Annotated in this window: 19 protein-coding genes; 9 read left to right on the top strand and 10 right to left on the bottom strand. The window is 57.6% G+C overall.

Features of this window, described 5'->3' with window-relative positions; translation table 11 throughout:
* Positions 1-435: 435 nt before the first annotated feature.
* Entirely contained in the window at positions 436-2,040 is a 1,605-nt protein-coding gene (locus EDF73_RS17170; RefSeq protein ID WP_132730283.1) for an EAL domain-containing protein, read from the top strand.
* Here EDF73_RS17170 and soxS read toward each other — a convergent pair.
* Complete coding sequence (gene soxS / locus EDF73_RS17165; RefSeq protein WP_004856516.1) at positions 2,025-2,354, bottom strand: superoxide response transcriptional regulator SoxS; 330 nt, start codon at positions 2,352-2,354, stop codon at positions 2,025-2,027. The genes EDF73_RS17170 and soxS overlap by 16 nt on opposite strands.
* An 85-nt stretch (positions 2,355-2,439) precedes the next feature.
* On the opposite strand from soxS, the gene soxR reads away from it, so the two are divergent.
* From soxR to EDF73_RS17145, 4 genes are all read left to right on the top strand, one after another.
* Positions 2,440-2,898 (top strand): redox-sensitive transcriptional activator SoxR, encoded by a 459-nt coding sequence (soxR, locus tag EDF73_RS17160; protein ID WP_132730282.1) that lies wholly within the window; start codon positions 2,440-2,442, stop codon positions 2,896-2,898.
* Between the two features lie 261 nt (positions 2,899-3,159).
* Complete coding sequence (locus EDF73_RS17155; RefSeq protein ID WP_132730281.1) at positions 3,160-3,825, top strand: glutathione S-transferase; 666 nt, start codon at positions 3,160-3,162, stop codon at positions 3,823-3,825.
* 391 nt (positions 3,826-4,216) lie between these two features.
* Positions 4,217-5,566 (top strand): NCS2 family permease, encoded by a 1,350-nt coding sequence (locus EDF73_RS17150; protein WP_132730280.1) that lies wholly within the window; start codon positions 4,217-4,219, stop codon positions 5,564-5,566.
* A gap of 149 nt (positions 5,567-5,715) precedes the next feature.
* Positions 5,716-7,362 carry a Na+/H+ antiporter gene (locus EDF73_RS17145; protein WP_132730279.1) on the top strand — a complete coding sequence of 549 codons (1,647 nt, stop codon included), beginning with the start codon at positions 5,716-5,718 and terminating at the stop codon, positions 7,360-7,362.
* 102 nt (positions 7,363-7,464) lie between these two features.
* On the opposite strand, the gene EDF73_RS17140 is transcribed toward EDF73_RS17145, so the two are convergent.
* Entirely contained in the window at positions 7,465-8,349 is an 885-nt protein-coding gene (locus EDF73_RS17140; protein ID WP_132730278.1) for a LysR family transcriptional regulator, read from the bottom strand.
* Between the two features lie 103 nt (positions 8,350-8,452).
* On the opposite strand from EDF73_RS17140, the gene EDF73_RS17135 reads away from it, so the two are divergent.
* Together EDF73_RS17135 and EDF73_RS17130 are read left to right on the top strand one after the other, a co-directional pair.
* The gene (locus tag EDF73_RS17135; RefSeq protein WP_132730277.1) at positions 8,453-8,863 is read left to right on the top strand and encodes a CidA/LrgA family protein; all 411 of its coding nucleotides are present in this window, start codon (positions 8,453-8,455) and stop codon (positions 8,861-8,863) included.
* A complete protein-coding gene (locus tag EDF73_RS17130) occupies positions 8,856-9,545 on the top strand; it encodes an LrgB family protein (RefSeq protein WP_132730276.1) in 690 nt (229 codons plus the stop codon). Before EDF73_RS17135 ends, EDF73_RS17130 begins: the two co-directional genes overlap by 8 nt.
* Positions 9,546-9,578: 33 nt before the next feature.
* Here EDF73_RS17130 and actP read toward each other — a convergent pair whose 3' ends face one another.
* The 3 genes from actP to acs all read right to left on the bottom strand — a co-directional run bounded on the left by actP (position 9,579) and on the right by acs (position 13,683).
* Entirely contained in the window at positions 9,579-11,228 is a 1,650-nt protein-coding gene (gene actP / locus EDF73_RS17125) for a cation/acetate symporter ActP (RefSeq protein WP_132730275.1), read from the bottom strand.
* Positions 11,225-11,539, bottom strand: a complete 315-nt coding sequence (locus tag EDF73_RS17120; protein WP_132730274.1) for a DUF485 domain-containing protein — start codon at positions 11,537-11,539, stop codon at positions 11,225-11,227. Before EDF73_RS17120 ends, actP begins: the two co-directional genes overlap by 4 nt.
* A 185-nt stretch (positions 11,540-11,724) precedes the next feature.
* Complete coding sequence (acs, locus tag EDF73_RS17110; protein ID WP_132730273.1) at positions 11,725-13,683, bottom strand: acetate--CoA ligase; 1,959 nt, start codon at positions 13,681-13,683, stop codon at positions 11,725-11,727.
* Positions 13,684-14,097: 414 nt separating this feature from the next.
* Here acs and gltP point away from each other — a divergent pair, with 414 nt between their 5' ends.
* Positions 14,098-15,408 carry a glutamate/aspartate:proton symporter GltP gene (gene gltP / locus EDF73_RS17100; RefSeq protein ID WP_132730272.1) on the top strand — a complete coding sequence of 437 codons (1,311 nt, stop codon included), beginning with the start codon at positions 14,098-14,100 and terminating at the stop codon, positions 15,406-15,408.
* A 224-nt stretch (positions 15,409-15,632) separates the two neighbouring features.
* On the opposite strand, the gene EDF73_RS17095 is transcribed toward gltP, so the two are convergent.
* Together EDF73_RS17095 and fdhF are read right to left on the bottom strand one after the other, a co-directional pair.
* Positions 15,633-16,316 carry a tetratricopeptide repeat protein gene (locus EDF73_RS17095; protein WP_132730271.1) on the bottom strand — a complete coding sequence of 228 codons (684 nt, stop codon included), beginning with the start codon at positions 16,314-16,316 and terminating at the stop codon, positions 15,633-15,635.
* 169 nt (positions 16,317-16,485) lie between these two features.
* Positions 16,486-18,633 carry a formate dehydrogenase subunit alpha gene (fdhF, locus tag EDF73_RS17090; RefSeq protein WP_132730270.1) on the bottom strand — a complete coding sequence of 716 codons (2,148 nt, stop codon included), beginning with the start codon at positions 18,631-18,633 and terminating at the stop codon, positions 16,486-16,488.
* A 273-nt stretch (positions 18,634-18,906) separates the two neighbouring features.
* Here fdhF and EDF73_RS17085 point away from each other — a divergent pair, with 273 nt between their 5' ends.
* Positions 18,907-19,635 carry a response regulator transcription factor gene (locus EDF73_RS17085; RefSeq protein WP_132730269.1) on the top strand — a complete coding sequence of 243 codons (729 nt, stop codon included), beginning with the start codon at positions 18,907-18,909 and terminating at the stop codon, positions 19,633-19,635.
* Between the two features lie 49 nt (positions 19,636-19,684).
* On the opposite strand, the gene EDF73_RS17080 is transcribed toward EDF73_RS17085, so the two are convergent.
* The 3 genes from EDF73_RS17080 to EDF73_RS17070 are packed head-to-tail and all read right to left on the bottom strand — an operon-like array spanning position 19,685 to position 23,176.
* The gene (locus tag EDF73_RS17080) at positions 19,685-20,626 is read right to left on the bottom strand and encodes an ABC transporter substrate-binding protein (protein ID WP_132730268.1); all 942 of its coding nucleotides are present in this window, start codon (positions 20,624-20,626) and stop codon (positions 19,685-19,687) included.
* A gap of 31 nt (positions 20,627-20,657) precedes the next feature.
* Positions 20,658-21,659, bottom strand: coding sequence for a ribose ABC transporter permease (locus EDF73_RS17075; protein ID WP_132730267.1), 1,002 nt, complete (start codon positions 21,657-21,659; stop codon positions 20,658-20,660).
* Positions 21,656-23,176, bottom strand: a complete 1,521-nt coding sequence (locus EDF73_RS17070) for a sugar ABC transporter ATP-binding protein (protein WP_132730266.1) — start codon at positions 23,174-23,176, stop codon at positions 21,656-21,658. The genes EDF73_RS17075 and EDF73_RS17070 overlap by 4 nt, the downstream gene beginning before the upstream one ends.
* Positions 23,177-23,208: the final 32 nt, after the last annotated feature.

The raw sequence follows: 23,208 nt of genomic DNA, 5'->3' as shown, positions 1-23,208 counted from the left end.
ATGAAACACTGTTCTTGTTTCATTAAGTTGTGTGAACTATATCACACTTGCTGTTTTATTCGCCAGCCAAAAATGGGCGTTTTTTGGCTGTTTTTAAACCTTGTTATTATTGTGGATAATGGTGGGGGATATTTTTAGTGTTCACTCAGGCTATAAACTTCACATTCCCGGCCTTTGATTTCTTTTTTGTCGCGTTTCTCTGCGGCTTTTATGACTTATTTCCGACGATCGTACGGATAAACCGAATCAGAGCGTGGTACTGCTCGCATAATGTCGAGAATGTTTCTCGATTCCCGATGAAATCAGTATTATTCATCATTATTGAAGGTGGGGTTTTACATCAAATGGCGGGTTGCTGGAAATAGTCTCTGTTGTATTACAACAGGAGTGATCTTTTACCGTGATTAAGGCGTATCGCATGGATAAACAGCGGAAATGAATCGTCGCACACTGCACAAGGTGTTGAGAACATTTGGTATTACCCTCGTGGTCCTGCTACCGGTGGTTCTGGCGCTGTGGTTTGCGCAAATCAGAGCTAAAGCGGAAACCACGGACCAGCTTCGTTCATTTTCTCAACTGGCGTTGCAAAAAACGGAAATGGTCATTTATGAGGCCGAGCGGGCGCGGGAAATGGCCATGCAATATCAAGGGACAATATGCTCTCCTGGCCATCAGCAATATATGCTGACGATTGTTCGCAGTTCGCTTTACGTTGATGATTTAATTTATGCCAACGGCAGTCGGTTTTTTTGTTCTACCGCGGTACACCCTGATACTCCCTGGCGCATTCCGCCGGCGAACTATACCAAAAGACCGGATGTCGCTATCTACTACTACCGCGATACGCCTTTCTATCCCGGCTTTGCCATGAACTATATGCAGCGCGGACGCTACGTCGCGGTGATTAACCCACTTTCCTACAGTTCGTTAATATCAAGTGATAAAGATTTGGCCTACGGTCTGTTTGATACCAAAACGCACCTCTTTTTTTCCACCAGCCGCAATGCCGACGTGCGTGGGTTACACCGGCAAATTCGTCACCAGGACGCCTTTTTCCAGCATGACAACCGGGTGTATACCGTCGCCCACTCGGCAATCCGCCCGATCGCCGTGATTATGTCCACTTCATACGCCAGCTATTATCAGGGCTTATACGATCAGATGACGCTCACCCTCCCGCTGGGTCTGATTTGCAGCATGCTGATTTTGCTGGTGTGGTCGCGAACCCGGCAACAATACCATTCCCCGCGCAAGAAGTTGCAGCGCGCGTTAAATCGCCGTCAGCTATGCCTGCATTATCAGCCGATCATCGATATTAAAAATAACCGCTGCGTCGGTGTTGAAGCGCTGCTGCGCTGGCCGGGGTGCGATGGCCCGGTGATGGGCCCGGCCGAATTTATTCCGCTGGCGGAAAATGAAGGAATGATGGCCCGGGTGACCGACTATGTCGTGGACGAGCTGTTCGCGGAAGTGGGGGAGTTTCTGGCGCGGCATCCGCAGCTGTATGTGGCGATTAACCTCTCCGCTACCGATTTTCACTCATCGCGGCTTATCGCCCAAATCGGTGAAAAGGCGGAGCGCTACGCGATCCGCATCGAGCAGATAAAAATTGAGGTCACCGAACGTGGGTTTATTGATGTGCAGAAAACCACGCCGGTTATCCAGGCCTTTCGCGAGGCGGGCTATGAGATCGCCATTGATGATTTTGGTACCGGCTATTCCAATCTCCATAACCTCCACTCGCTGAACGTGGACATTCTTAAGATCGATAAATCTTTTATCGATACCCTCACCACCAATAGCTCCAGCCGGATGATCGTCGAGCATATTATTGATATGGCTTGCAGTCTGCACCTGAAGATCGTTGCCGAAGGGGTCGAAACGCCAGACCAGGTCAACTGGCTACGGCAGCGCGGCGTTCAGTATTGTCAGGGCTGGCACTTTGCCAGGGCGATGCCGCTGCCGGAGTTCAGACGCTGGCTGGTGAACTCCCCGATGGCGCTCCGCCCAGGTACGCAAATCGGTCAGGCGGAAATCTGATGGCGATAGTCGCTGGGGGTGCGGTCGAACTCCCGGCGGAAGACCCGTGAGAACGTCTGCTGCGACACATAACCAAGATCCATCGCAATATCAAAGATCGGACGCTGGGTGGTTCTAAGCGCCTCCGCCGCCAGCAATAACCGGCGCTGACGAATGTAATCGCCGAGCGTTTGATGCATAACGGCGCGGAACATCCGCTGAAGATACCATTTTGAGTATCCCGATTTTCTGGCGACTACATCAATGTTAAGTGGTTGATCGATATGTTCATCAATCCATTCAATAAGCGTTTGGATAATATCCTGATGGGACATAAAGCGGCCTCTCTCAATTCTCGATTCGTCGTTTTGTCTGCGGGCGAGTATAATTCCTCAAGTTAACTTGAGGTAAAGCGCTTTTATGGAAAAGAAATCACCCCGCATCAAAACGCTGCTGACCCCAGGGGAAGTGGCAAAACGCACCGGCGTTGCCGTTTCCGCCCTGCACTTTTATGAAAGCAAAGGGCTGATTCACAGCCAGCGTAATACCGGCAATCAGCGACGCTATCGGCGCGACGTGCTGCGCGCCGTGGCGATCATCAAGATTGCCCAGCGTATCGGTATTCCGCTGGCGACCATCGGCGATGCGTTTGGCGTGTTGCCGGAAGGGCATAACCTCAGTGCGAAAGAGTGGAAGCAGCTCTCATCGCAGTGGCGGGAAGAGCTGGACCGGCGCATTCATACCTTAACCGCGCTGCGCGATCAGCTTGATGGTTGCATTGGCTGTGGCTGTCTGTCGCGGCGCGACTGCCCGTTGCGTAACCCGGGAGATAAGCTGGGCGAAGAGGGGACCGGCGCGCGCCTGCTGGAAGATGACTGATAAAACTAAAGCGCCACAACAGGGCGCTTTAGTTGTTTTCCGGTCTTTGTCTTTTTACTCTATCCTGATGGTTCCCAGGAGGGTTTCCCCCGACATCGGCTCCCCTCGGTATTGCGCAAGATGTTGCTGGAGGTTCCGGATTGCGCCGACACTGTAATTGTGGCACAGCCCGGTGATTTCACCCGTTTATTTCAGCGAAATTTTTCCGTCAATCGCCGTCAGTTCCTATAGTTAATTCGAACGAATAACGGGAGAGGCCTCATGCTGACGGTACATCATCTCAATCAATCGCGATCGCAGCGCGTGCTATGGGCGCTCGAAGAACTCCAGCTGCCTTATCAAATAGTCAGCTACCAGCGGGAAAAAAACATGCTGGCGCCCCCGGCGTTAAAGAAGATCCACCCGCTGGGTAAATCGCCGGTGGTGGAAGATAACGGCTACGTGCTGGCGGAGTCGGGCGCCATTCTGGAATATCTGCAGGAAACCTACGACAACGCACAGCAGTTCAGGCCGCAGGCGATGGCGGATAAGCTGCAATATCGCTTCTGGCTGCATTATGCCGAGGGGTCGCTGATGCCGCTGCTGCTGCTGAAACTGGTGTTTGCCAGCCTCGGTAAACCGCCGATTCCGCTCGGCATGCGCACATTAGGCAAAGCGTTGGGCAAGGGCGTGCAGAAGGCCTGGCTGAACCGGCAAATTGCCACTCACGCCCGCTATATTGAGGATCATCTTTCTCGCCAGCCGTGGTTTGCCGGCGCGCAGCTCAGCATGGCTGATATCCAGCTGAGCTTCCCGGTGATGGCGCTACTGGCGCGCGGCGGTATTGAGGATTTACCGCATATCCGGCAATGGCGAGAGCGGGTCGAGCAGCGCCCGGCCTGGCAGCGAGCGATCCAGCGCGGCGGTCCGTTCACCCTGCCGGGCTAAGACAGTGGTTTTTGTGATGACCGGCGACCATGGCGCGCAACATAATACAAAAATGTTAGCGGATTGCGCATGGACGATAACGTTTGCGCACCCGCTGGTTATTTCATGAACGCCATAAGCAAAATTTAGCGAATGACCACAAACTTCAGTTGAAAAGGCCTATCTAAAGGCTGGATAATCGTTTGCCTTTTTATTTTGCCCGCTATTTACCTCTTTTCAGAGGGGTGGGTAAATTCATTCTGACCACCGTAGCGTATGCGCGGAGTTAAACGTTTGCTATTTGCAGCCCCCCTGGCGCTGTGAGGTAGCACAAGGAGATCGCGTTTAACTGGCAGTGGATGGTCCACCACGCATACCGACGGACGATTAAAATTTTCAGGGGAAGTTTTCTATGTCTACGCCTTCAGCGCGTACCGGCGGTTCACTAGACGCCTGGTTTAAAATTTCAGCTCGCGGCAGCTCCGTGCGTCAGGAGATTGTTGCCGGCTTAACCACCTTCCTGGCGATGGTGTACTCGGTGATTGTGGTACCGGGGATGCTGGGTAAAGCCGGGTTCCCTCCGGCGGCGGTATTTGTTTCCACCTGCCTGGTTGCCGGCGTCGGCTCCCTCGTCATGGGGCTGTGGGCGAATCTGCCGCTGGCCATTGGCTGCGCGATCTCGCTGACCGCCTTTACCGCTTTCAGCCTGGTGCTGGGGCAGCATATCAGCATTCCGGTAGCGCTGGGCGCCGTATTCCTGATGGGCGTGCTGTTCACCATTATCTCCGCCACCGGCATCCGCAGCTGGATCCTACGCAATTTGCCGCAGGGCGTTGCGCACGGCACCGGTATTGGTATCGGTCTGTTTCTGCTGCTGATCGCCGCCAACGGCGTGGGCCTGGTGATTAAAAACCCGCTGGACGGTCTGCCGGTTACGCTCGGTCATTTCGATAGCTTTCCGGTGATTATGTCGCTGGTGGGGCTGGCGGTGATTATCGGCCTCGAAAAAATGAAAGTGCCGGGCGGGATCCTGCTGACCATTATTGGCGTTTCGATCGTCGGCCTGATTTTTGACCCGAACGTACACTTTTCCGGTATTTTCGCGATGCCCTCGCTGAGCGATGACCAGGGCAACTCGCTGATTGGCAGCCTCGATATCATCGGCGCGCTGAATCCGGTGGTGCTGCCCAGCGTGCTGGCGCTGGTGATGACGGCGGTATTTGATGCCACCGGCACCATTCGCGCGGTCGCCGGGCAGGCGAACCTGCTGGATAAAGACGGGCAGATTATCAACGGCGGGAAAGCGCTGACCACCGACTCCCTGAGCAGTGTCTTCTCCGGCGTGGTCGGGGCGGCTCCGGCGGCGGTGTATATCGAATCGGCGGCAGGCACCGCGGCGGGCGGCAAAACCGGTCTGACCGCCGTCACCGTTGGCGTGCTGTTCCTGCTGATTCTGTTCCTCTCTCCGCTCTCTTACCTGGTGCCTGCCTATGCAACGGCGCCGGCGCTGATGTACGTCGGCCTGCTGATGTTGAGCAACGTGGCGAAAATCGACTTCAACGATTTCGTTGATGCGATGGCGGGGCTGATTACCGCGGTGTTCATCGTACTGACCTGTAACATCGTCACCGGCATCATGATCGGTTTTGCCACCCTGGTGATTGGCCGTCTGGTATCCGGGGAGTGGCGTAAGCTGAACCTGGGGACCGTCATCATTGCGGCGGCGCTGGTGATCTTCTACGCCGGCGGCTGGGCGATTTAAGCTTTTCCTGCGGCTAACGGGCGGCTCAGGCCGCCCGTTTTATTTTTTAAGCCACATCCTGTTTCCTTTTGCGTTAATCTGAGTAGCGTATTATCCAGAGACATGACGCCTCAGGTGCAAAATAAGAAAACGCTGCAAACAGGGAACACATGGAAATATTCTTTACCATACTCATCATGACCCTCGTGGTCTCTCTCTCCGGGGTGGTGACGCGTGTCCTGCCCTTTCAGGTTCCACTACCACTGATGCAAATCGCCATTGGCGCGCTGTTAGCCTGGCCGACCTTTGGTTTGCACGTTGAGTTCGACCCTGAACTCTTCCTGGTCCTGTTTATCCCGCCGCTGCTCTTTGCCGACGGCTGGAAGACGCCGACCCGTGAGTTTATTGAGCACGGGCGAGAGATTCTCGGACTGGCGCTGGCTCTGGTGCTGGTGACGGTGGTCGGGATTGGCTTCCTGATTTACTGGATCGTCCCGGGGATTCCGCTGATTCCGGCTTTCGCGCTGGCGGCGGTACTGTCGCCGACCGATGCCGTGGCGCTGTCGGGCATCGTCGGAGAAGGGCGCATCCCGAAAAAAATTATGGGGATTCTGCAGGGCGAGGCGTTGATGAACGACGCCTCCGGCCTGGTCTCGCTGAAGTTTGCCGTCGCCGTGGCGATGGGCACGATGGTCTTTACCGTCGGCGGCGCGACGGTGGAATTTCTCAAGGTAGCGATTGGCGGTATCCTGGCCGGGTTTGTGGTCAGCTGGCTGTATGGCCGCTCGATGCGCTTCCTCAGCCGCTGGGGCGGCGATGAGCCCGCGACGCAAATCGTCCTGCTGTTCCTGCTGCCGTTTGCGTCCTACCTGATTGCCGAACATATCGGCGTCTCCGGGATCCTGGCGGCGGTGGCCGCCGGGATGACCATCACCCGCTCCGGGGTGATGCGTACCGCGCCGCTGGCTATGCGCCTGCGTGCGAACAGCACCTGGGCGATGCTGGAGTTCGTCTTTAACGGCATGGTCTTCCTGCTGTTGGGCCTGCAGCTGCCGGATATCCTGTCGACCTCGCTGGTGGCGGCGGAAGCGGACCCGAATGTCGAAACCTGGATGCTGTTTACCGACATTATCCTGATCTACGCCGCGCTGATGCTGGTGCGTTTTGGCTGGCTGTGGACGATGCGTAAATTGAGCCAGCGCTTTCTGAAAAGAAAACCGATGGAGTTTGGCTCGTGGACGACCCGTGAGCTGCTGATCTCTTCGGTCGCCGGGGTGCGCGGAGCGATTACCCTCGCCGGTGTGCTGTCGATACCGCTGCTGCTGCCGGACGGCAACGTCTTCCCGGCCCGCTATGAGCTGATCTTCCTCGCCGCCGGGGTGATTCTGTTCTCGCTGTTTGTCGGCGTGATTGCGCTGCCGATTCTGCTGCGCCATATCGAGTCGGGCGATCGCGATCAGCAGCGTAAAGAGGAGCGTCTGGCGCGTGCGGCAACGGCGGACGTCGCGATTGTCGCGATTCAGAAGATGGAAGAGCGCCTGGCGGCGGACACCAAAGAGAACATTGATAATCAGCTGCTGACCGAAGTCAGTTCGCGGGTGATCGGTAATCTGCGTCGCCGCGTCGATGGGCGTAACGATGTGGAAACCTCAATGCTCGAGGAGCAGCTTGAACGCCGCTTCCGTCTGGCGGCGCTGCGCTCGGAGCGTGGCGAGCTGTATCACCTGCGCGCTACCCGGCAGATCAGCAATGAAACGCTGCAGAAGCTGCTGCACGATCTTGACCTGCTGGAAGCGCTGTTAATTGAAGATCAGTAAGCGCTCCCCGTCTCCCCGCTCGCGTTGTGCGTCCGGGGAGACGGCGCGTTGCGGTCACCCGGGTTAGCCTCGCGCGGCCCGGGAAACCGGCTTAATTAACGCTCAGGGCGCCAGCCAGAACGCTTTACTGCACTCCAGCCATGCCTGCGCGCTGTGCGACAGATAGACCCCCTCCCGCCAAATCATACCCAGCTCCCAGTGCAGTTCGCTCTGCAACGGTATCCAGCAAAAATTCTGGGGGTCGAGGCGTTCACAGATCGGCTGCGGCAGGATGGCTACGCCGATCCCGGCCTGCACCATGGCCGCGAGAAAATCCCACTGGCCGCTGCGTACCGCAATGCGGGGCTTCACGTCATGGCAGGTAAACAGCGCCATCAGCTGGCGGCTGAGGGCGAAATCTTCGTTATAAATCACCAGCGGGTGGGCCGCGAGGGCCTCCGGGGAGAGTGACCGCACGTGCTGCCACTGCTCGGTTCTGGGGGTCAGCACGCACAGCGGGTGGTTGAACAGCGGCAGAGTCGCCAGGCCGCTTTCCTCATCAACCGGCAGCGCCGTCATGGCGAGATCCAGCTCGCCGTTGCTGACCGCCTGCTGTACCGTCAGGCCGCCAAACTCAGAAATTTTGAGCTCCACGCCCGGGTAGCGCTGGCGAAACAGGCTGATAGGCTCAGCCATCAGCATCCCGACCATCGGCGGGATCCCCAGTTTCAGGATGCCCTTATGCAGATGGTTAATATCGCTGAGCTCCGATTTCAGTTGATGAAATTCGCCAAGAATCGCCTGCCCGCGCTCGAATACCACCCGGCCGGTATCGGTCAGCAGGAGCTTGCGGCCATCGCGAATCAGCAGAGTACAGTTCAGCTCATCCTCGAGGTTTTTGAGCATTTTGCTGATGGTGGGCTGAGTGACAAAAAGTTTTTCCGCCGCGCGAGTGAAACTCTGCTGACGGACCACCTCAACAAAATAGCGCAGCGTTCGGATATCCATAATTATTCCCTGAGACTATACCTGTGATGATTTTAATTCATTTCTGTCCGCTCAGGCGGCTCTCTATACTGCTCCTCTCGCCTCTTTTTCAGGAATTCAGCTCATGGCCTTCGCGCCAGCTCGCGTCACCCCCTTCGTGGTACAACGTCTCCAGGTACCGGTTCAGGTACTGATCTACGCCGGACTGTTCGTCTGTGCCGAATATTTAGTGAACTGGCTGCATCTGCCGCTACCGGCGAACGTGGTCGGGATGTTGATGCTGCTGGCGCTCATCGTTTGTCGGATCATCCCGCTGAACTGGGTGCGGGCTGGCGCGCGCTGGCTGCTGGCGGAAATGCTGCTGTTTTTCGTCCCGGCGGTGGTGGCGGTGGTGAACTATACCCAGCTGCTGATGGTGGACGGCTGGCGCATTTTTCTGGTGATTGCGCTGAGCACCCTGATGGTGCTGGGGGCAACGGCGTGGGTGGTGGATAAAGTGTACCGCTATGAAATCAGCAGGATGAAGCATGAGTGATTTTCAACTGAGCGTCCTGTGTTTGATTGCGACGCTGGCGCTCTATTTTGCCAATAAGCGCCTGTATCGCCGTTTCCACAAGCTCCCGCTGATGCCGCTGGTCTTTACCCCGATATTGCTGGTGTTGATTCTGGTCTTTGGCCACATCTCCTATCAGAGCTATATGGGAGAGGCCCACTGGCTGCTATGGCTGCTGGGCCCCGCGACCATTGCTTTTGCCGTCCCGGTGTATGACAACCTGACTATTATTAAGCGCCACTGGATGTCGCTGACCGCCGGGGTGCTCACCGCATCGCTGGTGGCGGTGTGCAGCTCGGTCTGGCTGGCGCGCCTGTTTACCCTTTCTGATGAGATTCAGCGTAGCCTGGCGGTGCGTTCGGTTACCACCCCGTTTGCGCTGGCGGCGGCCAAACCGCTTGGCGGCCAGCCCGATCTGGTGGCGTTGTTTGTGGTGGTCACCGGAGTATTTGGGATGGCGGTGGGCGATGTGCTGTTTTTACGCCTGTCGATTCGTGAAGGAATGGCGAAAGGGGCCGGGTTCGGCGCGGCTTCGCACGGCGCCGGGACCGCGCGCTCTTATGAGCTGGGACAACAGGAAGGGGTGGTTGCCAGCCTGGTAATGATGTTCTCCGGCGTGGTGATGGTGCTGGCGGCGCCGCTGGTGCGCCTGCTGATGTTTTGATCTTCCCCGGCCGGACGGCCGGGGAAGATCGGGTTAATGCGCCTGACCGCGTTCGATACCGATCCCGGTTTGTGAACGGATGAACTGGGCGCGGAACAGTTCGCGCTCGCGCATCCCTTCCGCTGAGTTATCGGTGGCTGAGAAGAGCCAGATGCCGACAAAGGCGATGGCGATGGAGAACAGCGCCGGATATTCATACGGGAATATCGCCGTCTCATGACCGAGAATTTGCACCCAAATCGTCGGGCCGAGGATCATCAGGATAACGGCGGTCAGCAGCCCCAGCCAGCCCCCGACCATCGCGCCGCGGGTGGTCAGTTTTGACCAGTACATCGACAGGAGAATGATCGGGAAGTTACAGCTGGCGGCGATGGAGAAGGCCAGTCCCACCATAAAGGCGATGTTCTGGTTCTCAAACAGAATCCCCAGCAGAATCGCCACCACGCCCAGCACCAGCACGGTGATTTTCGATACCCGCAGCTCGTCGCGCTCGCTGGCCCCTTTGCGGAAAACGTTGGCATACAGGTCATGGGAAACGGCCGAGGCGCCTGCCAGGGTTAAGCCCGCCACCACCGCCAGAATGGTGGCGAAGGCGACCGCGGAAATAAAGCCGAGGAACAGGTTGCCACCAACCGCATCCGCCAGGTGTACCGCCGCCATGTTATTGCCGCCGATGAGCTGGCCCGCCGCATCTTTAAACGCCGGGTTCGCCCCGACCAGCATGATCGCGCCGAAGCCGATAATAAAGGTCAGGATATAGAAGTAGCCCATAAAACCGGTGGCGTACAACACGCTTTTACGCGCTTCGCGCGCGTCGCTGACGGTGAAGAAGCGCATCAGAATATGCGGCAGCCCTGCGGTACCGAACATCAGCCCAAGGCCGAGCGACAGCGCCGATATCGGGTCTTTCACCAACCCGCCAGGGCTCATAATCGCCGCCCCTTTCGGGTGCACCGCCATTGCTTCGCTGAACAGATTATTGAAGCTGAAGCCGACGTGCTTCATCACCATAAAGGCCATAAAGCTGGCGCCGCACAGCAGCAGGACCGCTTTGATGATCTGTACCCAGGTGGTGGCGAGCATGCCGCCGAACAGCACGTAGAGCACCATCAGCACGCCGACCAGCACCACCGCGATGTGGTAGTTCAGGCCGAACAGCAGCTGGATAAGTTTGCCCGCGCCGACCATTTGCGCAATCAGGTACAGCGCCACCACCACCAGCGAACCGCAGGCGGAAAGGGTACGAATCGGCCCTTGTTTCAGGCGATAGGAGGCGACGTCGGCAAACGTATAGCGCCCGAGGTTACGCAGGCGTTCCGCAATCAGGAACAGAATAATCGGCCAGCCGACCAGGAAACCGAGAGAGTAAATCAGCCCGTCGTAGCCGGAGGTGTAAACCAGGGCGGAGATGCCGAGGAAGGAGGCCGCCGACATAAAGTCGCCGGCAATCGCCAGACCGTTCTGGAAGCCGGTGATATTCCCGCCCGCGGTGTAATAGTCGCTGCGCGAACGCATGCGTTTTGACGCCCAGTAAGTGATATACAGCGTGAGGGCGACAAAGATCAGGAACATGATGATCGCCTGCCAGTTTGTCGGCTGGCGCTGTACCGCGCCGGCAATGGTGTCCGCGGCATTGGCGGTAAACGGTAGCGCCGCGGCTAACGCCGTCAGGAATTTCTTCATGATGCGTGCACCTCGCTGATAATGCTTTTCGTCAGCCGATCGAATTCCCCGTTTGCCCGCCAGACATAAATTCCGGTCAGCACGAATGAGATAACGATAACGCCGATACCAATCGGGATACCTCGGGTAACGCTGGTGCCGGCATGCAGCGGCGTACCCAGCCAGCCGGGGGCGAAAGCGATGAGCAAAATAAAGCCCACATAAATCACCAGCATAATCACTGACAGTATGGCGGCAAACCTTTGCCGGGTTGCAACTAACTCCCTGAAATGCGCACTATTTTCTACCCGCTGACAAATTTGCTCATTCATCGTAGCGTCTCCAGAGGTATCCCTTTCGTCATCCACGTGCAGTCTGTCGGCAGCACTTATCCGCCCGGCAGCGTACCGTCGGGAAGAGGGCTGGCTTAGCGCTTTCCTGCTACGTGGAATCCTTAGGGCGTATTATTTATGACCTCTCCCCTTGTGGGGAGAGGGTGTAGGGAATAAGGTCCGTTTCAGGATGGCATCGCAATGGCCTGCTTCTCTTCGAGCAGTTTTTCCACGACGCCGGGATCCGCCAGAGTTGACGTATCGCCGAGGTTGCTGGTGTCGCCGGCGGCAATCTTGCGCAGAATACGGCGCATGATTTTACCCGATCGCGTTTTCGGTAAGGAGTCGGTCCAGTGCAGCACGTCCGGCGTCGCCAGCGGACCAATCTCTTTCCGTACCCAGTTGCGTACTTCCGCATACAGCTCCGGCGTCGGCTCTTCGCCATGGTTCAGCGTCACGTAGGCGTAGATCGCCTGGCCTTTAATGTTATGCGGAATACCGACCACCGCCGCTTCGGCGATTTTCGGATGCGATACCAGCGCCGATTCGATTTCAGCGGTGCCCAGGCGGTGGCCGGAAACGTTCAGCACGTCGTCCACGCGGCCGGTGATCCAGTAGTAGCCATCTTCGTCACGACGCGCGCCGTCGCCGCTGAAATACATATTTTTAAAGGTCGAGAAGTAGGTCTGTTCAAAGCGATCGTGGTCGCCGAACAGGGTTCGCGCCTGCCCCGGCCAGGAGTCGGCGATCGCCAGATTGCCCTCGGTCGCTCCTTCCAGCGGCGTCCCTTCATTATCCACCAGCACCGGCTGAACGCCGAAGAATGGACGCGTGGCGGAGCCGGCTTTCAGCTCGATGGCGCCCGGCAGCGGGGTGATCATGAAGCCGCCGGTTTCGGTTTGCCACCAGGTGTCCATCACCGGGCATTTTTCGTTGCCGATTTTCTTCCAGTACCACTCCCAGGCTTCCGGGTTAATCGGCTCGCCGACAGAACCCAGAATGCGCAGGGAAGAGCGGTCGGTGCCTTCGATGGCTTTATCGCCCTCCGCCATCAGCGCACGGATCGCCGTCGGCGCGGTGTAGAGAATATTGACCTGGTGTTTGTCCACCACCTGGCACATCCGCGCCGGGGTCGGCCAGTTCGGCACGCCTTCGAACATCAGCGTGGTCGCGCCGCAGGCCAGCGGGCCATACAGCAGGTAGCTGTGGCCGGTTACCCAGCCCACGTCGGCGGTACACCAGTAGATGTCGCCAGGATGGTAGTCGAAAACATATTTGAAGGTGGTGGCGGCATAGACCAGGTAGCCGCCGGTGGTGTGCAGCACCCCTTTGGGCTTACCGGTTGAACCGGAGGTATAGAGGATGAACAGCGGGTCTTCCGCATTCATCTCCTGCGGCTGATGCTGGTCGCTGGCATTCGCCAGCAGATCGCTCCACCACAGGTCGCGGTTTTCCTGCCAGTCGATGTTACCGCCGGTACGCTTGAGGACCACCACGTGTTCAATGGTGGTGACGTTGGGGTTTTTCAGCGCGTCATCGACGTTTTTCTTCAGTGGAATGGCGCGACCGGCGCGCAGGCCTTCGTCCGCGGTGATCACCAGCCGGGAGCTGGAGTCGATGATACGTCCGGCAACCGCTTCCGGTGAAAAGCCGCCGAAAATAACCGAGTGAATAGCGCCAATACGGGCGCAGGCCAGCATCGCCACGGCCGCTTCCGGCACCATCGGCATATAGATAGCGACCACGTCGCCTTTTTTAATACCGAGGTTGAGCAGAACGTTGGCGAAACGGCACACGTCGCGATGTAGTTCGCGGTAAGTGATGTTCTTACTCTGGCTGGCGTCGTCGCCTTCCCAGATGATAGCGGTCTGGTCGCCGCGCTCGGCCAGGTGGCGATCGAGGCAGTTCGCGGCCAGGTTTAGGGTGCCGTCTTCATACCATTTAATGGAAACGTTGCCCGGCGCGAACGAGGTGTTCTTCACGCGCGTATAGGGCCGCATCCAGTCAAGGATTTTGCCTTGTTCGCCCCAGAACGCGTCGGGGTCACTGACAGATTGTTGATATTGCGCCTTGTACTGTTCCGGGTTAATCAGGCAGCTGTCCGCAATGTTAGCGGGAATAGAGTGCTTATGTATTTGGCTCATGGCTTTTTTTCTCCTGTAGATTGTTAAATATATGTCAAGTAAACGTTAATAGTAGGGTCTTTGACGGCTTTGTTTGCTATTTGGGGGGCAGATCACGCATTGATTCAACTGAATGAAAATCAACCAAATGAAACTTTGAAGTGAAATAATTACCGAAATGAATTTATAGAAATGGAATTTATGAAATTTTTTTTATAACAAATACTTATGCAATAGAACCGGGGGAAATTAGTGAATTTATGCAGAAACCTGGAGGAAAGCCCTGTTCTTAAAGACTTGCGTAGCATGCCGTGCAAATGATACTGATACCGCGCGTTAAAAAACCCCATAAAGCAACGCAACACAATTCATACCCCTTTCAGTGGGCATCATTACTCACGGGAATGGTGCCTTTCATTGAGGAAGTCTGTAGTGATGAAAAAAACAAAAGTCAGCCTCGCCTGGCAAATTTTGCTGGCTCTGGTGCTAGGCATCCTTCTGGGTAGCTACCTGCATTATCATGCCGAAAGTCGGGATTTATTAATCTCGAATTTCCTGACGCCGGCGGGCGATATCTTTATCCATCTGATCAAGATGATCGTGGTGCCGATAGTGATTTCGACGCTGATTGTCGGGATTGCCGGCGTTGGCGATGCGAAACAGCTGGGCCGCATCGGCGCGAAAACTATTATCTATTTTGAAGTGATCACCACCGTGGCGATCGTGCTGGGGATTACTCTGGCCAACGTCTTTCAGCCGGGCAGCGGCATTGATATGTCGCAGCTGGCGGCGGTGGATATTTCGAAATATCAAAGCACGACGGCGGAAGTCCAGAGCCATGCCCACGGTCTGATGGGGACGATTCTGTCGCTGGTGCCGACCAACATCATCGCCTCCATGGCGAAAGGCGATATGCTGCCGATTATCTTCTTCTCGGTACTGTTCGGCCTGGGTCTCTCCTCGCTGCCGGCGACGCATCGCGAACCGCTGGTCACCGTTTTCCGTTCCATTTCCGAAACCATGTTCAAAGTCACCCATATGGTGATGCGCTATGCGCCGGTCGGGGTGTTTGCGCTGATCTCGGTCACCGTGGCGACCTTCGGTTTTGCCTCGCTGTGGCCGTTAGCCAAGCTGGTGATTCTGGTGTACTTCGCGATTCTGTTCTTCGCGCTGGTGGTACTGGGGATCGTAGCGCGGGTATGCGGGCTGAGTATCTGGATCCTGATCCGCATCCTGAAAGACGAGCTGATTCTGGCTTACTCCACCGCCAGCTCCGAGAGCGTGCTGCCGCGTATTATTGAGAAGATGGAAGCCTATGGCGCGCCGGCCTCGATCACCAGTTTCGTGGTGCCGACCGGATACTCCTTCAACCTCGATGGTTCCACGCTGTATCAGAGCATCGCGGCAATCTTTATCGCCCAGCTGTACGGTATTGACCTGTCGTTGTGGCAGGAGATCACCCTGGTGCTGACCCTGATGGTGACCTCGAAAGGGATTGCCGGCGTGCCGGGCGTCTCCTTCGTGGTGCTGTTGGCGACGCTGGGGAGCGTGGGGATCCCGCTGGAAGGTCTGGCGTTTATCGCCGGCGTTGACCGTATTCTTGATATGGCGCGTACCGCGCTGAACGTGGTGGGGAATGCTCTGGCGGTGCTGGTTATCGCCAAGTGGGAACACAAGTTTGACCGCAAAAAAGCGCTGGCGTATGAGCGCGAAGTGCTGGGCAAATTTGATAAAACCGCCCACTAAAATAAAAGGCCCGGTGCAGCGCGCCGGGTTTTTTTTCGGTTTTCGCGGGCCAGGGGAATTTCTGTTAGCGGCGGTCCGGGCGCATGCCGTTCCCACGCCGCGGATGTGAGAAACGCTCCGCATGCACCGTGAACGGAACATTCCACCGTGGCCTGACATACCACACATCAGCGATCCCGCTTTCGCCTGAACCACGCCCTAAAAACCGCCCACGGCTGAAGAGATTACCCTCTGGTGATTCGCTCAAACTCTTCACAGCCGGTATCAAACCCCTCCTGACAGCTGACGTTTAGCCAGTGCAACGCTTTCTGCTGGTTGGGTTCAATAAAGCCTTTTTCTCCCAGCAGGAACATCATGCCGGCCCAGTATTCGGCATAGCCGGTACGGGATAACGAGGAGCTGCGTTTAAAATAGTGCGTGGCCAGCGCGTCATCTTCCGCGATTTGAACGCCGCTGGCGTAAATCAAACCCAACAGCATCTGGGCGTCGACGGCGGAATCGTTTTCAGGATCCTGCGCGGCATCCTGCAGCAGGGCGATGGCGTGCGTATAGTTCGTCTCTCCGGCCTGATGATTCACCAGTACGCGGGCAAGGATAATTTCCCCGGCCTTACTGCCCGCCTGGACCGACTTTTCGGCCAGCTGTCTGGCCTGCTTGTAATCGGCCTGCTGCGGGTTGCGGATCTTCAACTGAGCCAGCAGCGCCAGGGCGTCGCCGTCGCCGCTATCTGCCGACTTCTGCGCCCAGTATTCGGCCTGCTGGTAATCGCCGGAGCTGACATAGGTATCGGCAAGATAGTATTGCGCTCGCGGATCGCCTGCTTGCGCCTGCTGTTGGTACTGGCTGCCGGGTTCCATTGCGCCTGCGGCGAGAGAGTACAGCGTCAGAAGTAAATAGAGGTATTTCATTTTTTATTATCGGTCAGGAACACAGCGGGCAGTATAAAGGGAGGTGAAAAGGAAGAAAATGGCGGCCGCTGCCAGGAGCGATAAAAGTGGGCTGCGCCAGCGATCCCGCAACCCTGATGACTCAAGCGTTTCCCCGGCCAGCGTCAGGCCAGCGGGGAAACCGCCCGCCTTAACCCATCGCGCTTTCGCGCAGGCGGGATTTCAGCTTATTGTACTCATCAATCACGTACTGCTCGGCGGCGCGCTGGTCGGCAATGCGTTCCACGTTCACCGCGCAGTACTTGTACTCCGGCGTCTTGGTTATCGGACTTAGGTGCTCCGAGACCAGTTCGTTACAGGCGCCGATCCACCACTGATAGGTCATATATACCGCCCCGATATTCGGACGATCGCTGACCTGTGCGCGGGTGATGATGCGCCCTTTGCGCGAATTGACCCACACCAGCGCTTCATCCTCGATCCCCAGACGCGCGGCATCGGCGGTATTGATTTGCGCGTAGCCAGGCTCATCCGCCAGCGCGGCCAGCGCCGCACAGTTGCCGGTCATCGAGCGGCACGAATAGTGGCCCACTTCCCGCACGGTGGAGAGCACCATCGGATACTCGGCGGTAAGCTTATCGACCGGCGCAACCCAGTCGCAGGTGAAGAACTGCGCCAGGCCGTTGGGGGTGTCGAACTTCTCTTTAAACAGATAAGAGGTCCCCTGGTCGGCCTCGGACTCGTCGCGACACGGCCACATGATGTAGCCCAGCTCGCCCATTTTCTCGTAGGTGGCGCCGGTGAAATCCGGGCACAGATGACGTAACTCATCCCAGATCTCCTGGGTGTTGTTGTAGTGCATCGGATACCCCATTCGGGTGGCGATTTCGCTGATAATCTGCCAGTCGGTTTTCAGATCCCACTTCGGCTCCACCGCTTTGAAGAAGCGCTGGAAGCCGCGGTCCGCCGCGGTGTAGACGCCTTCATGTTCGCCCCACGAGGTGGACGGCAAAATCACATCCGCCGCCGACGCGGTTTTGGTCATAAAGATGTCCTGGACGATAACCAGCTCCAGCTCGTCAAACGCCTGACGCACGGCGGACAGCTCGGCGTCGGTCTGCAGCGGATCTTCGCCCATAATGTACGCCGCCCGGACTTCGCCGTGGGCCGCGCGGTGCGGCAGTTCGCTGATGCGATAGCCGGTGTGCGCCGGCAGGCTCTCCACGCCCCAGGCTTTGGCGAACTTCTCCCGGTTTTCCGGGAATTTCACGTACTGATAGCCTGGATAGGTATCCGGCAGCGCGCCCATATCGCAGGCGCCCTGGACATTGTTCTGCCCGCGCACCGGGTTGACGCCGACGCTCGGCTTGCCGAGGTTGCCGGTCATGATCGCCAGACTGGTCAGCGAGCGTACGGTTTCCACCCCCTGGTAGAACTGGGTGACCCCCATGCCCCACAGGATGGCGGCGGATTTCGCCGTCGCGTACATCCGGGCGCATTCGCGGATTTGCTGTGCGCTGACGCCGGTGATCGCTTCCACCGACTCCGGCGTATAGCCTTCGACGATTTTGCGATACTCCTCGAAGCCCTCGGTACGGCTGGCGACGAAGGATTTATCGTAGAGCTCCTCTGCAATAATCACATGACCGATGGCGTTTAGCAGCGCAATGTTCGAGCCGTTTTTCAGCGCGATATGCATATCCGCAATGCGCGCGGTTTCGATTTTACGCGGATCGCAGACGATGATTTTCGCCCCGTTGCGTTTGGCGTTAATCACGTGGTTCGCCACAATAGGGTGCGAATCCGCCGGGTTATAGCCGAAGATAAACACCAGATCGGTGTTATCAATCTCTGTGATGGCATTACTCATAGCGCCATTACCGACCGACTGGTGCAGACCTGCAACCGAAGGGCCGTGTCAGACGCGCGCGCAGCAGTCGACGTTATTGGTACCAATAACGGCGCGGGCGAATTTTTGCATCACATAGTTGGTTTCATTGCCGGTCCCGCGGGATGAGCCGGTGGTCTGGATAGCATCCGGGCCGTACTTGGCTTTAATGGCGCTGAGGCGAGCGGCGACGTAATCGAGCGCTTCGTCCCAGGAGACGGATTCCAGCTTGCCGCCGCGCTGACGGCGGATCATCGGGGTTTTCAGGCGCGGGGTGAGGATCTGGGTATCGTTAATAAAATCCCAGCCATAGTAGCCTTTCAGACACAGGGTGCCCTGGTTGGTTTTCCCCTGTGCCGCCTCAGCCCGGACGATTTTGCCGTTATCGACCACCAGGTTGATTTTGCAACCTGATGCGCAATACGGGCAAACCGTGACGACTTTTTTCATCGGTCTTGCTCCCGTTTATCAATGGGCGCATATGCGCTATCACGCCATCAATATGCATCTTCTATACCATTCTTTCATTGTGGGTATTGACTGATGATACGTCGATTTTTTGGGCTAAATGCTGACGAAAAGCAGGGCGTCGTCAGTTTTGACGTGTCGAAGAGGGGAGAGATGTGACATTGATTGAAGAAACGCGATGCGAAAATGGATTTGTCGAGGGGGCTTTGCTGAATTAATCAGACAGAGATCGTTCCGTACGGGCAGAGGCAAATAATGAAACCGGTCATTTTGGTCGTTGATGACGACAGCGCAATTTGCGAACTGCTTAGCGACGTGCTCAGCGCGCATGTTTTTGACGTGCTGGTGTGTCAGACCGGCAGCGATGCGCTGGCGGTGGCGGCGCAACGGGCGGATATCTCGCTGGTGCTGCTGGATATGATTTTACCCGATACCAACGGGCTGCTGGTGCTGCAGCAGCTGCAGCGCAGCAGACCCGAACTGCCGGTGGTGATGCTGACCGGGCTCGGTAGCGAGGCCGATGTGGTGGTGGGGCTGGAAATGGGCGCCGATGATTATATCGCCAAGCCGTTTAATTCCCGGGTGGTGGTGGCGCGGGTGAAGGCGGTGCTCAGACGCAGCGGCGCATTGAGTCCGGAGGGGAGCGGCGGCGGAGCCGGGCTGCTATTTAACGGCTGGCGGCTGGATACGTTTCGCTGCGAATTGTTTAACCCGCAGCAGCAAACGGTCCCGCTGACCCAGGGGGAATACGCTCTGCTGCTGGCGCTGGCGCAAAACGCCCGTCGGGTGCTCAACCGCGAGCAGCTGCTGGCCTTGACGCATAGCGAAAGCACCGAAGTCTTTGATCGGACGATTGACGTGCTGATCATGCGCCTGCGGCGCAAAATTGAGCTAAACCCGCACCAGCCGACGCTGATCAAAACCCTGCGCGGCCTGGGCTATGTGTTCGCCGCAGATGTTATCCACGGCGATAAAGCGGCGTAAGAACAGGTAATCCCCGGCTAACGCGGCGCCGGGGATGGCCCGATCGTGCCTATTTGACGGTCCAGCCTTTATAGCTGCCGATGTTGTTTTTATCGATCATCGTCACCGGGATCAGCACCGGGGCCGTCGGCGCCGGTTTACCCTGCAGAATGTCATAGCCGATCTCGACCGCTTTCGCCGCCATCACCTGCGGGTCCTGCGCCGGCGTCGCGACAAACAGCGAGTTCTTCCGCTTCAGCGCCTCTTCACCGTCCGGGCTGCCATCGACGCCGACAATAAAGAACTCATTACGCTGCGCCTGTTTTGCCGCCAGATCGGCACCGATGGCGGTAGGATCGTTAATCGCAAAGACGCCATCAATCTTCGGATTCGCCGCCAGCAGCGAGGTCATAATTTCCAGGCCGCCTTCGCGGCTGCCTTTGGCGTTCTGGTTATAAGAGAGCACCTTGATATCCGGGTGGCGCTTAAACTCGGTCTGACAACCTTCGACGCGGTTCTGCACGGCGGACACCGGCGGCCCGTTGATAATCACCACGTTACCTTTTCCTTTCAGACGGTCGGAGATGTACTTACAGGCCATTTCGCCCGCCTGGGTGTTATCGGAGGTGATGGTGGCATCGGCGCCTTCGGCGGCCACGTCCACCGCCACCACCACGATCCCGGCATCTTTTGCGCGTTTTACCGCCGGGCCAATCCCTTTTGAGTCGGCGGCGTTGAGGATAATCATGTCGACTTTGGCGGCAATAAAGTTATCGATCTGCGATACCTGCTGACCCAGATCGTAGCCGCTGGAGACCAGCGTCACTTTTACATTGTCGCCGGCCAGCTTGCGGGCTTCCAGCTCGGCGCCCTTGGTGATTTGCACGAAGAACGGGTTGGCCAGATCGCCGACCGTGACGCCGATAGATTTGAGTTCTTTGGCCTGGGTAAACGGCGCCGCGGCCAGCAGCGCGCCGGCACAGAGCGCGGTTACAACGGGTTTCAAACGCATACTGTTTTCCTCTGTCTGTAGGGTATTGTTGTTATGCACTTTGATGGTGTCGGGTACGGTATTTGTCGATCAGCACTGCAATGATGATCACCGCCCCTTTGATCACCAGTTGCCAGAAATAGGAGACTCCCATCAGCGTCATGCCGTTGTTGAGCGTGGCGATAATCAACGCCCCCACCAGCGTGCCGGTGATGGTGCCAATGCCGCCGACGAAGCTGGTGCCGCCGAGAATCACCGCGGCGATGGCGTCCAGCTCATACCCCATGCCGAGGTTGCCGTTGGCGCTGTACAGCCGCGAGGCGCTCATCACCCCGCCGAGCCCGGAGAGCAGCCCGCTCATACCGTAGACGAACAGCAGCACCAGCCACACTTTGATACCGGTCAGCCGCGCCGCCTGCATATTGCCGCCTACGGCGTAGATATGTACCCCGAGGGTGGTGCGGCGCAGGATGAACCAGCACAACACAATCACCGCCAGCGCAATCACCACCAACCACGGAACCGGGCCGAGATAATCATTGCCGATCCATTCGAAACTGATATCGGAGTTAATCACCGTGGTACCGTCGGCCAGCAGATAGGCCGCCCCGCGCAGGGCCGTATAGGTCCCGAGCGTGACGATAAACGGCGGCAGCCCGGCGAAGGCAACCAGCGCGCCGTTAAACAGACCGAGCACCAGGCCGAGCAGCAGCGCCGCGGGAATCGAAAGCATCGACAGCTCGGGGATAAGCGACACCACCATCGCGGCCACCGCGGTGGTGCCGAGAATCGAACCGACGGAGAGGTCAATCCCGCCGGTCAGAATGATGAAGGTCATCCCTGCGGCAAGCACAATGTTGATTGACGCCTGACGGGTGATATTCAGCAGATTGCTTTCGGTAAAGAAGTTGGGCGCGATAAAGCCAAATACCGCGACGATCAGGATTAATATCGGCAAAATGCCGATCGTCTGTACCAGATCGCCCATCAGCATTTTTTTCGCCGAAGCGGATTTCGCCACCGGCTGCGCGGCGGTCTCTTTCTGCGTTGTCATGGTTGCACCGCCTTAAGGTGAGTGTCGTTAACGCCGGTAGCCAGCGTCATAATGCTTTCCTGGCTGATGTCGCCGACCTGGAGTTCGCCGGCGATGCTGCCTTCGCGCATGACGTACACCCGGTCGCTCATGCCGACCACTTCCGGTAGTTCGCTGGAGATCATCAGGATGGCCACTCCCTGGCGCGCCATCTGGTTCATGATGCGGTAAATTTCGCTTTTGGCACCGACGTCGACGCCGCGCGTCGGTTCATCGAGGATCAGAATGCGCGGGCCGATAGCGACCCAGCGGGAGATCAGCAGCTTTTGCTGGTTGCCGCCGGAAAGGCCGCCGGCCCGCACCTGCGCATGCGGCACGCGAATGTTGAGCAGGGAGATGGCGTCATCGGAAATGGTCTGCGCCTTTTTGCGATTGAGCATGCCCCAACTGGCATCGCGCTCCAGGGTCGCCATGGTGATGTTTTCCTGCGCCGCCAGTTCGAGAAACAGCCCCTGCTCCTTGCGGTTTTCGGTCAGAAAGCCGATGCCGAGGTTGATAGCGTCGCGCGGAGAGTGAATCACCACCGGCTCGCCGTCGATTTCAATCACCCCGGCGGTGGCTTTGCGCACGCCGAAAATCAGCTGCGCCAGCTCGGAGCGGCCCGCGCCGACCAGCCCGGCCAGGCCGACAATTTCCCCGGCCCGCACCAGCAGGCTGCTGGCCTTGACTTTGCTGCCATCGGTCAAATCCTGCACCCGCAGGCGCGGCTGGCCCAACGGGATATCGCGCTCTTTGTTGAACAGATCGCTTAACGGACGGCCCACCATCATCCGCACCAGTTCGGAGGCGTTGAGCTTATCCCGGGTCAGGCTGCCGACGTACTGGCCGTCGCGCAACACGCTGACGCGGTCGGACAGTTCATAAACCTCCGCCATCCGGTGGCTGATATAGATAATCGCCATCCCTTCGTCACGCAGGCGCAGAATCAGCTCAAACAGGCGCTGGGTTTCACGGGAGGAGAGGGCGGCGGTGGGTTCGTCCATCACCAGGATTCGGCTGTTGCGGTGCAGCGCGCGGGCGATCTCCACCTGCTGCTGTTCGGCAATGGTCAGCTTCATCACCCGATCGCTGGCCTTAAACTGGGCGCCGAGGCGGTCAATCACCGCCTGGGCCTGCAGCAGCATCTCTTTGCGCTGCACCAGCCCGCCGCGCGTCAGCTCGCTGCCGAGGAAAATATTTTCGGCGACGGTCAAATTAGGCGCCAGCTGCATCTCCTGATAAATCAGGGTGATCCCGGCGGCCAGCGCATCTTTCGGCCCTTTGATGGTATGCGGTTTGCCGTCGATCAGGATCTCGCCGCTGGTGGCGGTATAGGCGCCGGCGAGGATCTTCATCAGCGTACTTTTCCCGGCGCCGTTCTCACCCATTAACGCGTGGATCTCGCCGGGCCAGACCGTCAGGTCAACGCCTTTCAGCGCATAAAACTTGCCAAAGGCTTTGGCGATATTGCGCATGGATAGTACCGGTGTCCCTTGCATGGCGGGTCTCCTGCGGGCATTGGTCGATAGCC

The sequence above is a fragment of the Klebsiella sp. BIGb0138 genome (assembly GCF_004342285.1).
Taxonomy (GTDB): domain Bacteria; phylum Pseudomonadota; class Gammaproteobacteria; order Enterobacterales; family Enterobacteriaceae; genus Klebsiella.
Note: the sequence above shows the minus strand (reverse complement) of the source record. Positions and strands in the feature narration are given on the sequence as shown.

What these genes read in the sequence shown, in the direction of transcription:
- EDF73_RS17075 (WP_132730267.1), bottom strand. Translation starts at nt 21,659, where the DNA reads ATGACAACGCAGAAAGAGACCGCCGCGCAGCCGGTGGCGAAATCCGCT.
- EDF73_RS17170 (WP_132730283.1), top strand. Translation starts at nt 436, where the DNA reads ATGAATCGTCGCACACTGCACAAGGTGTTGAGAACATTTGGTATTACC.
- soxR (WP_132730282.1), top strand. Translation starts at nt 2,440, where the DNA reads ATGGAAAAGAAATCACCCCGCATCAAAACGCTGCTGACCCCAGGGGAA.
- EDF73_RS17135 (WP_132730277.1), top strand. Translation starts at nt 8,453, where the DNA reads ATGGCCTTCGCGCCAGCTCGCGTCACCCCCTTCGTGGTACAACGTCTC.
- EDF73_RS17085 (WP_132730269.1), top strand. Translation starts at nt 18,907, where the DNA reads ATGAAACCGGTCATTTTGGTCGTTGATGACGACAGCGCAATTTGCGAA.
- EDF73_RS17070 (WP_132730266.1), bottom strand. Translation starts at nt 23,176, where the DNA reads ATGCAAGGGACACCGGTACTATCCATGCGCAATATCGCCAAAGCCTTT.
- soxS (WP_004856516.1), bottom strand. Translation starts at nt 2,354, where the DNA reads ATGTCCCATCAGGATATTATCCAAACGCTTATTGAATGGATTGATGAA.
- EDF73_RS17140 (WP_132730278.1), bottom strand. Translation starts at nt 8,349, where the DNA reads ATGGATATCCGAACGCTGCGCTATTTTGTTGAGGTGGTCCGTCAGCAG.
- EDF73_RS17155 (WP_132730281.1), top strand. Translation starts at nt 3,160, where the DNA reads ATGCTGACGGTACATCATCTCAATCAATCGCGATCGCAGCGCGTGCTA.
- actP (WP_132730275.1), bottom strand. Translation starts at nt 11,228, where the DNA reads ATGAAGAAATTCCTGACGGCGTTAGCCGCGGCGCTACCGTTTACCGCC.
- gltP (WP_132730272.1), top strand. Translation starts at nt 14,098, where the DNA reads ATGAAAAAAACAAAAGTCAGCCTCGCCTGGCAAATTTTGCTGGCTCTG.
- EDF73_RS17130 (WP_132730276.1), top strand. Translation starts at nt 8,856, where the DNA reads ATGAGTGATTTTCAACTGAGCGTCCTGTGTTTGATTGCGACGCTGGCG.
- acs (WP_132730273.1), bottom strand. Translation starts at nt 13,683, where the DNA reads ATGAGCCAAATACATAAGCACTCTATTCCCGCTAACATTGCGGACAGC.
- EDF73_RS17145 (WP_132730279.1), top strand. Translation starts at nt 5,716, where the DNA reads ATGGAAATATTCTTTACCATACTCATCATGACCCTCGTGGTCTCTCTC.
- EDF73_RS17095 (WP_132730271.1), bottom strand. Translation starts at nt 16,316, where the DNA reads ATGAAATACCTCTATTTACTTCTGACGCTGTACTCTCTCGCCGCAGGC.
- EDF73_RS17120 (WP_132730274.1), bottom strand. Translation starts at nt 11,539, where the DNA reads ATGAATGAGCAAATTTGTCAGCGGGTAGAAAATAGTGCGCATTTCAGG.
- EDF73_RS17080 (WP_132730268.1), bottom strand. Translation starts at nt 20,626, where the DNA reads ATGCGTTTGAAACCCGTTGTAACCGCGCTCTGTGCCGGCGCGCTGCTG.
- EDF73_RS17150 (WP_132730280.1), top strand. Translation starts at nt 4,217, where the DNA reads ATGTCTACGCCTTCAGCGCGTACCGGCGGTTCACTAGACGCCTGGTTT.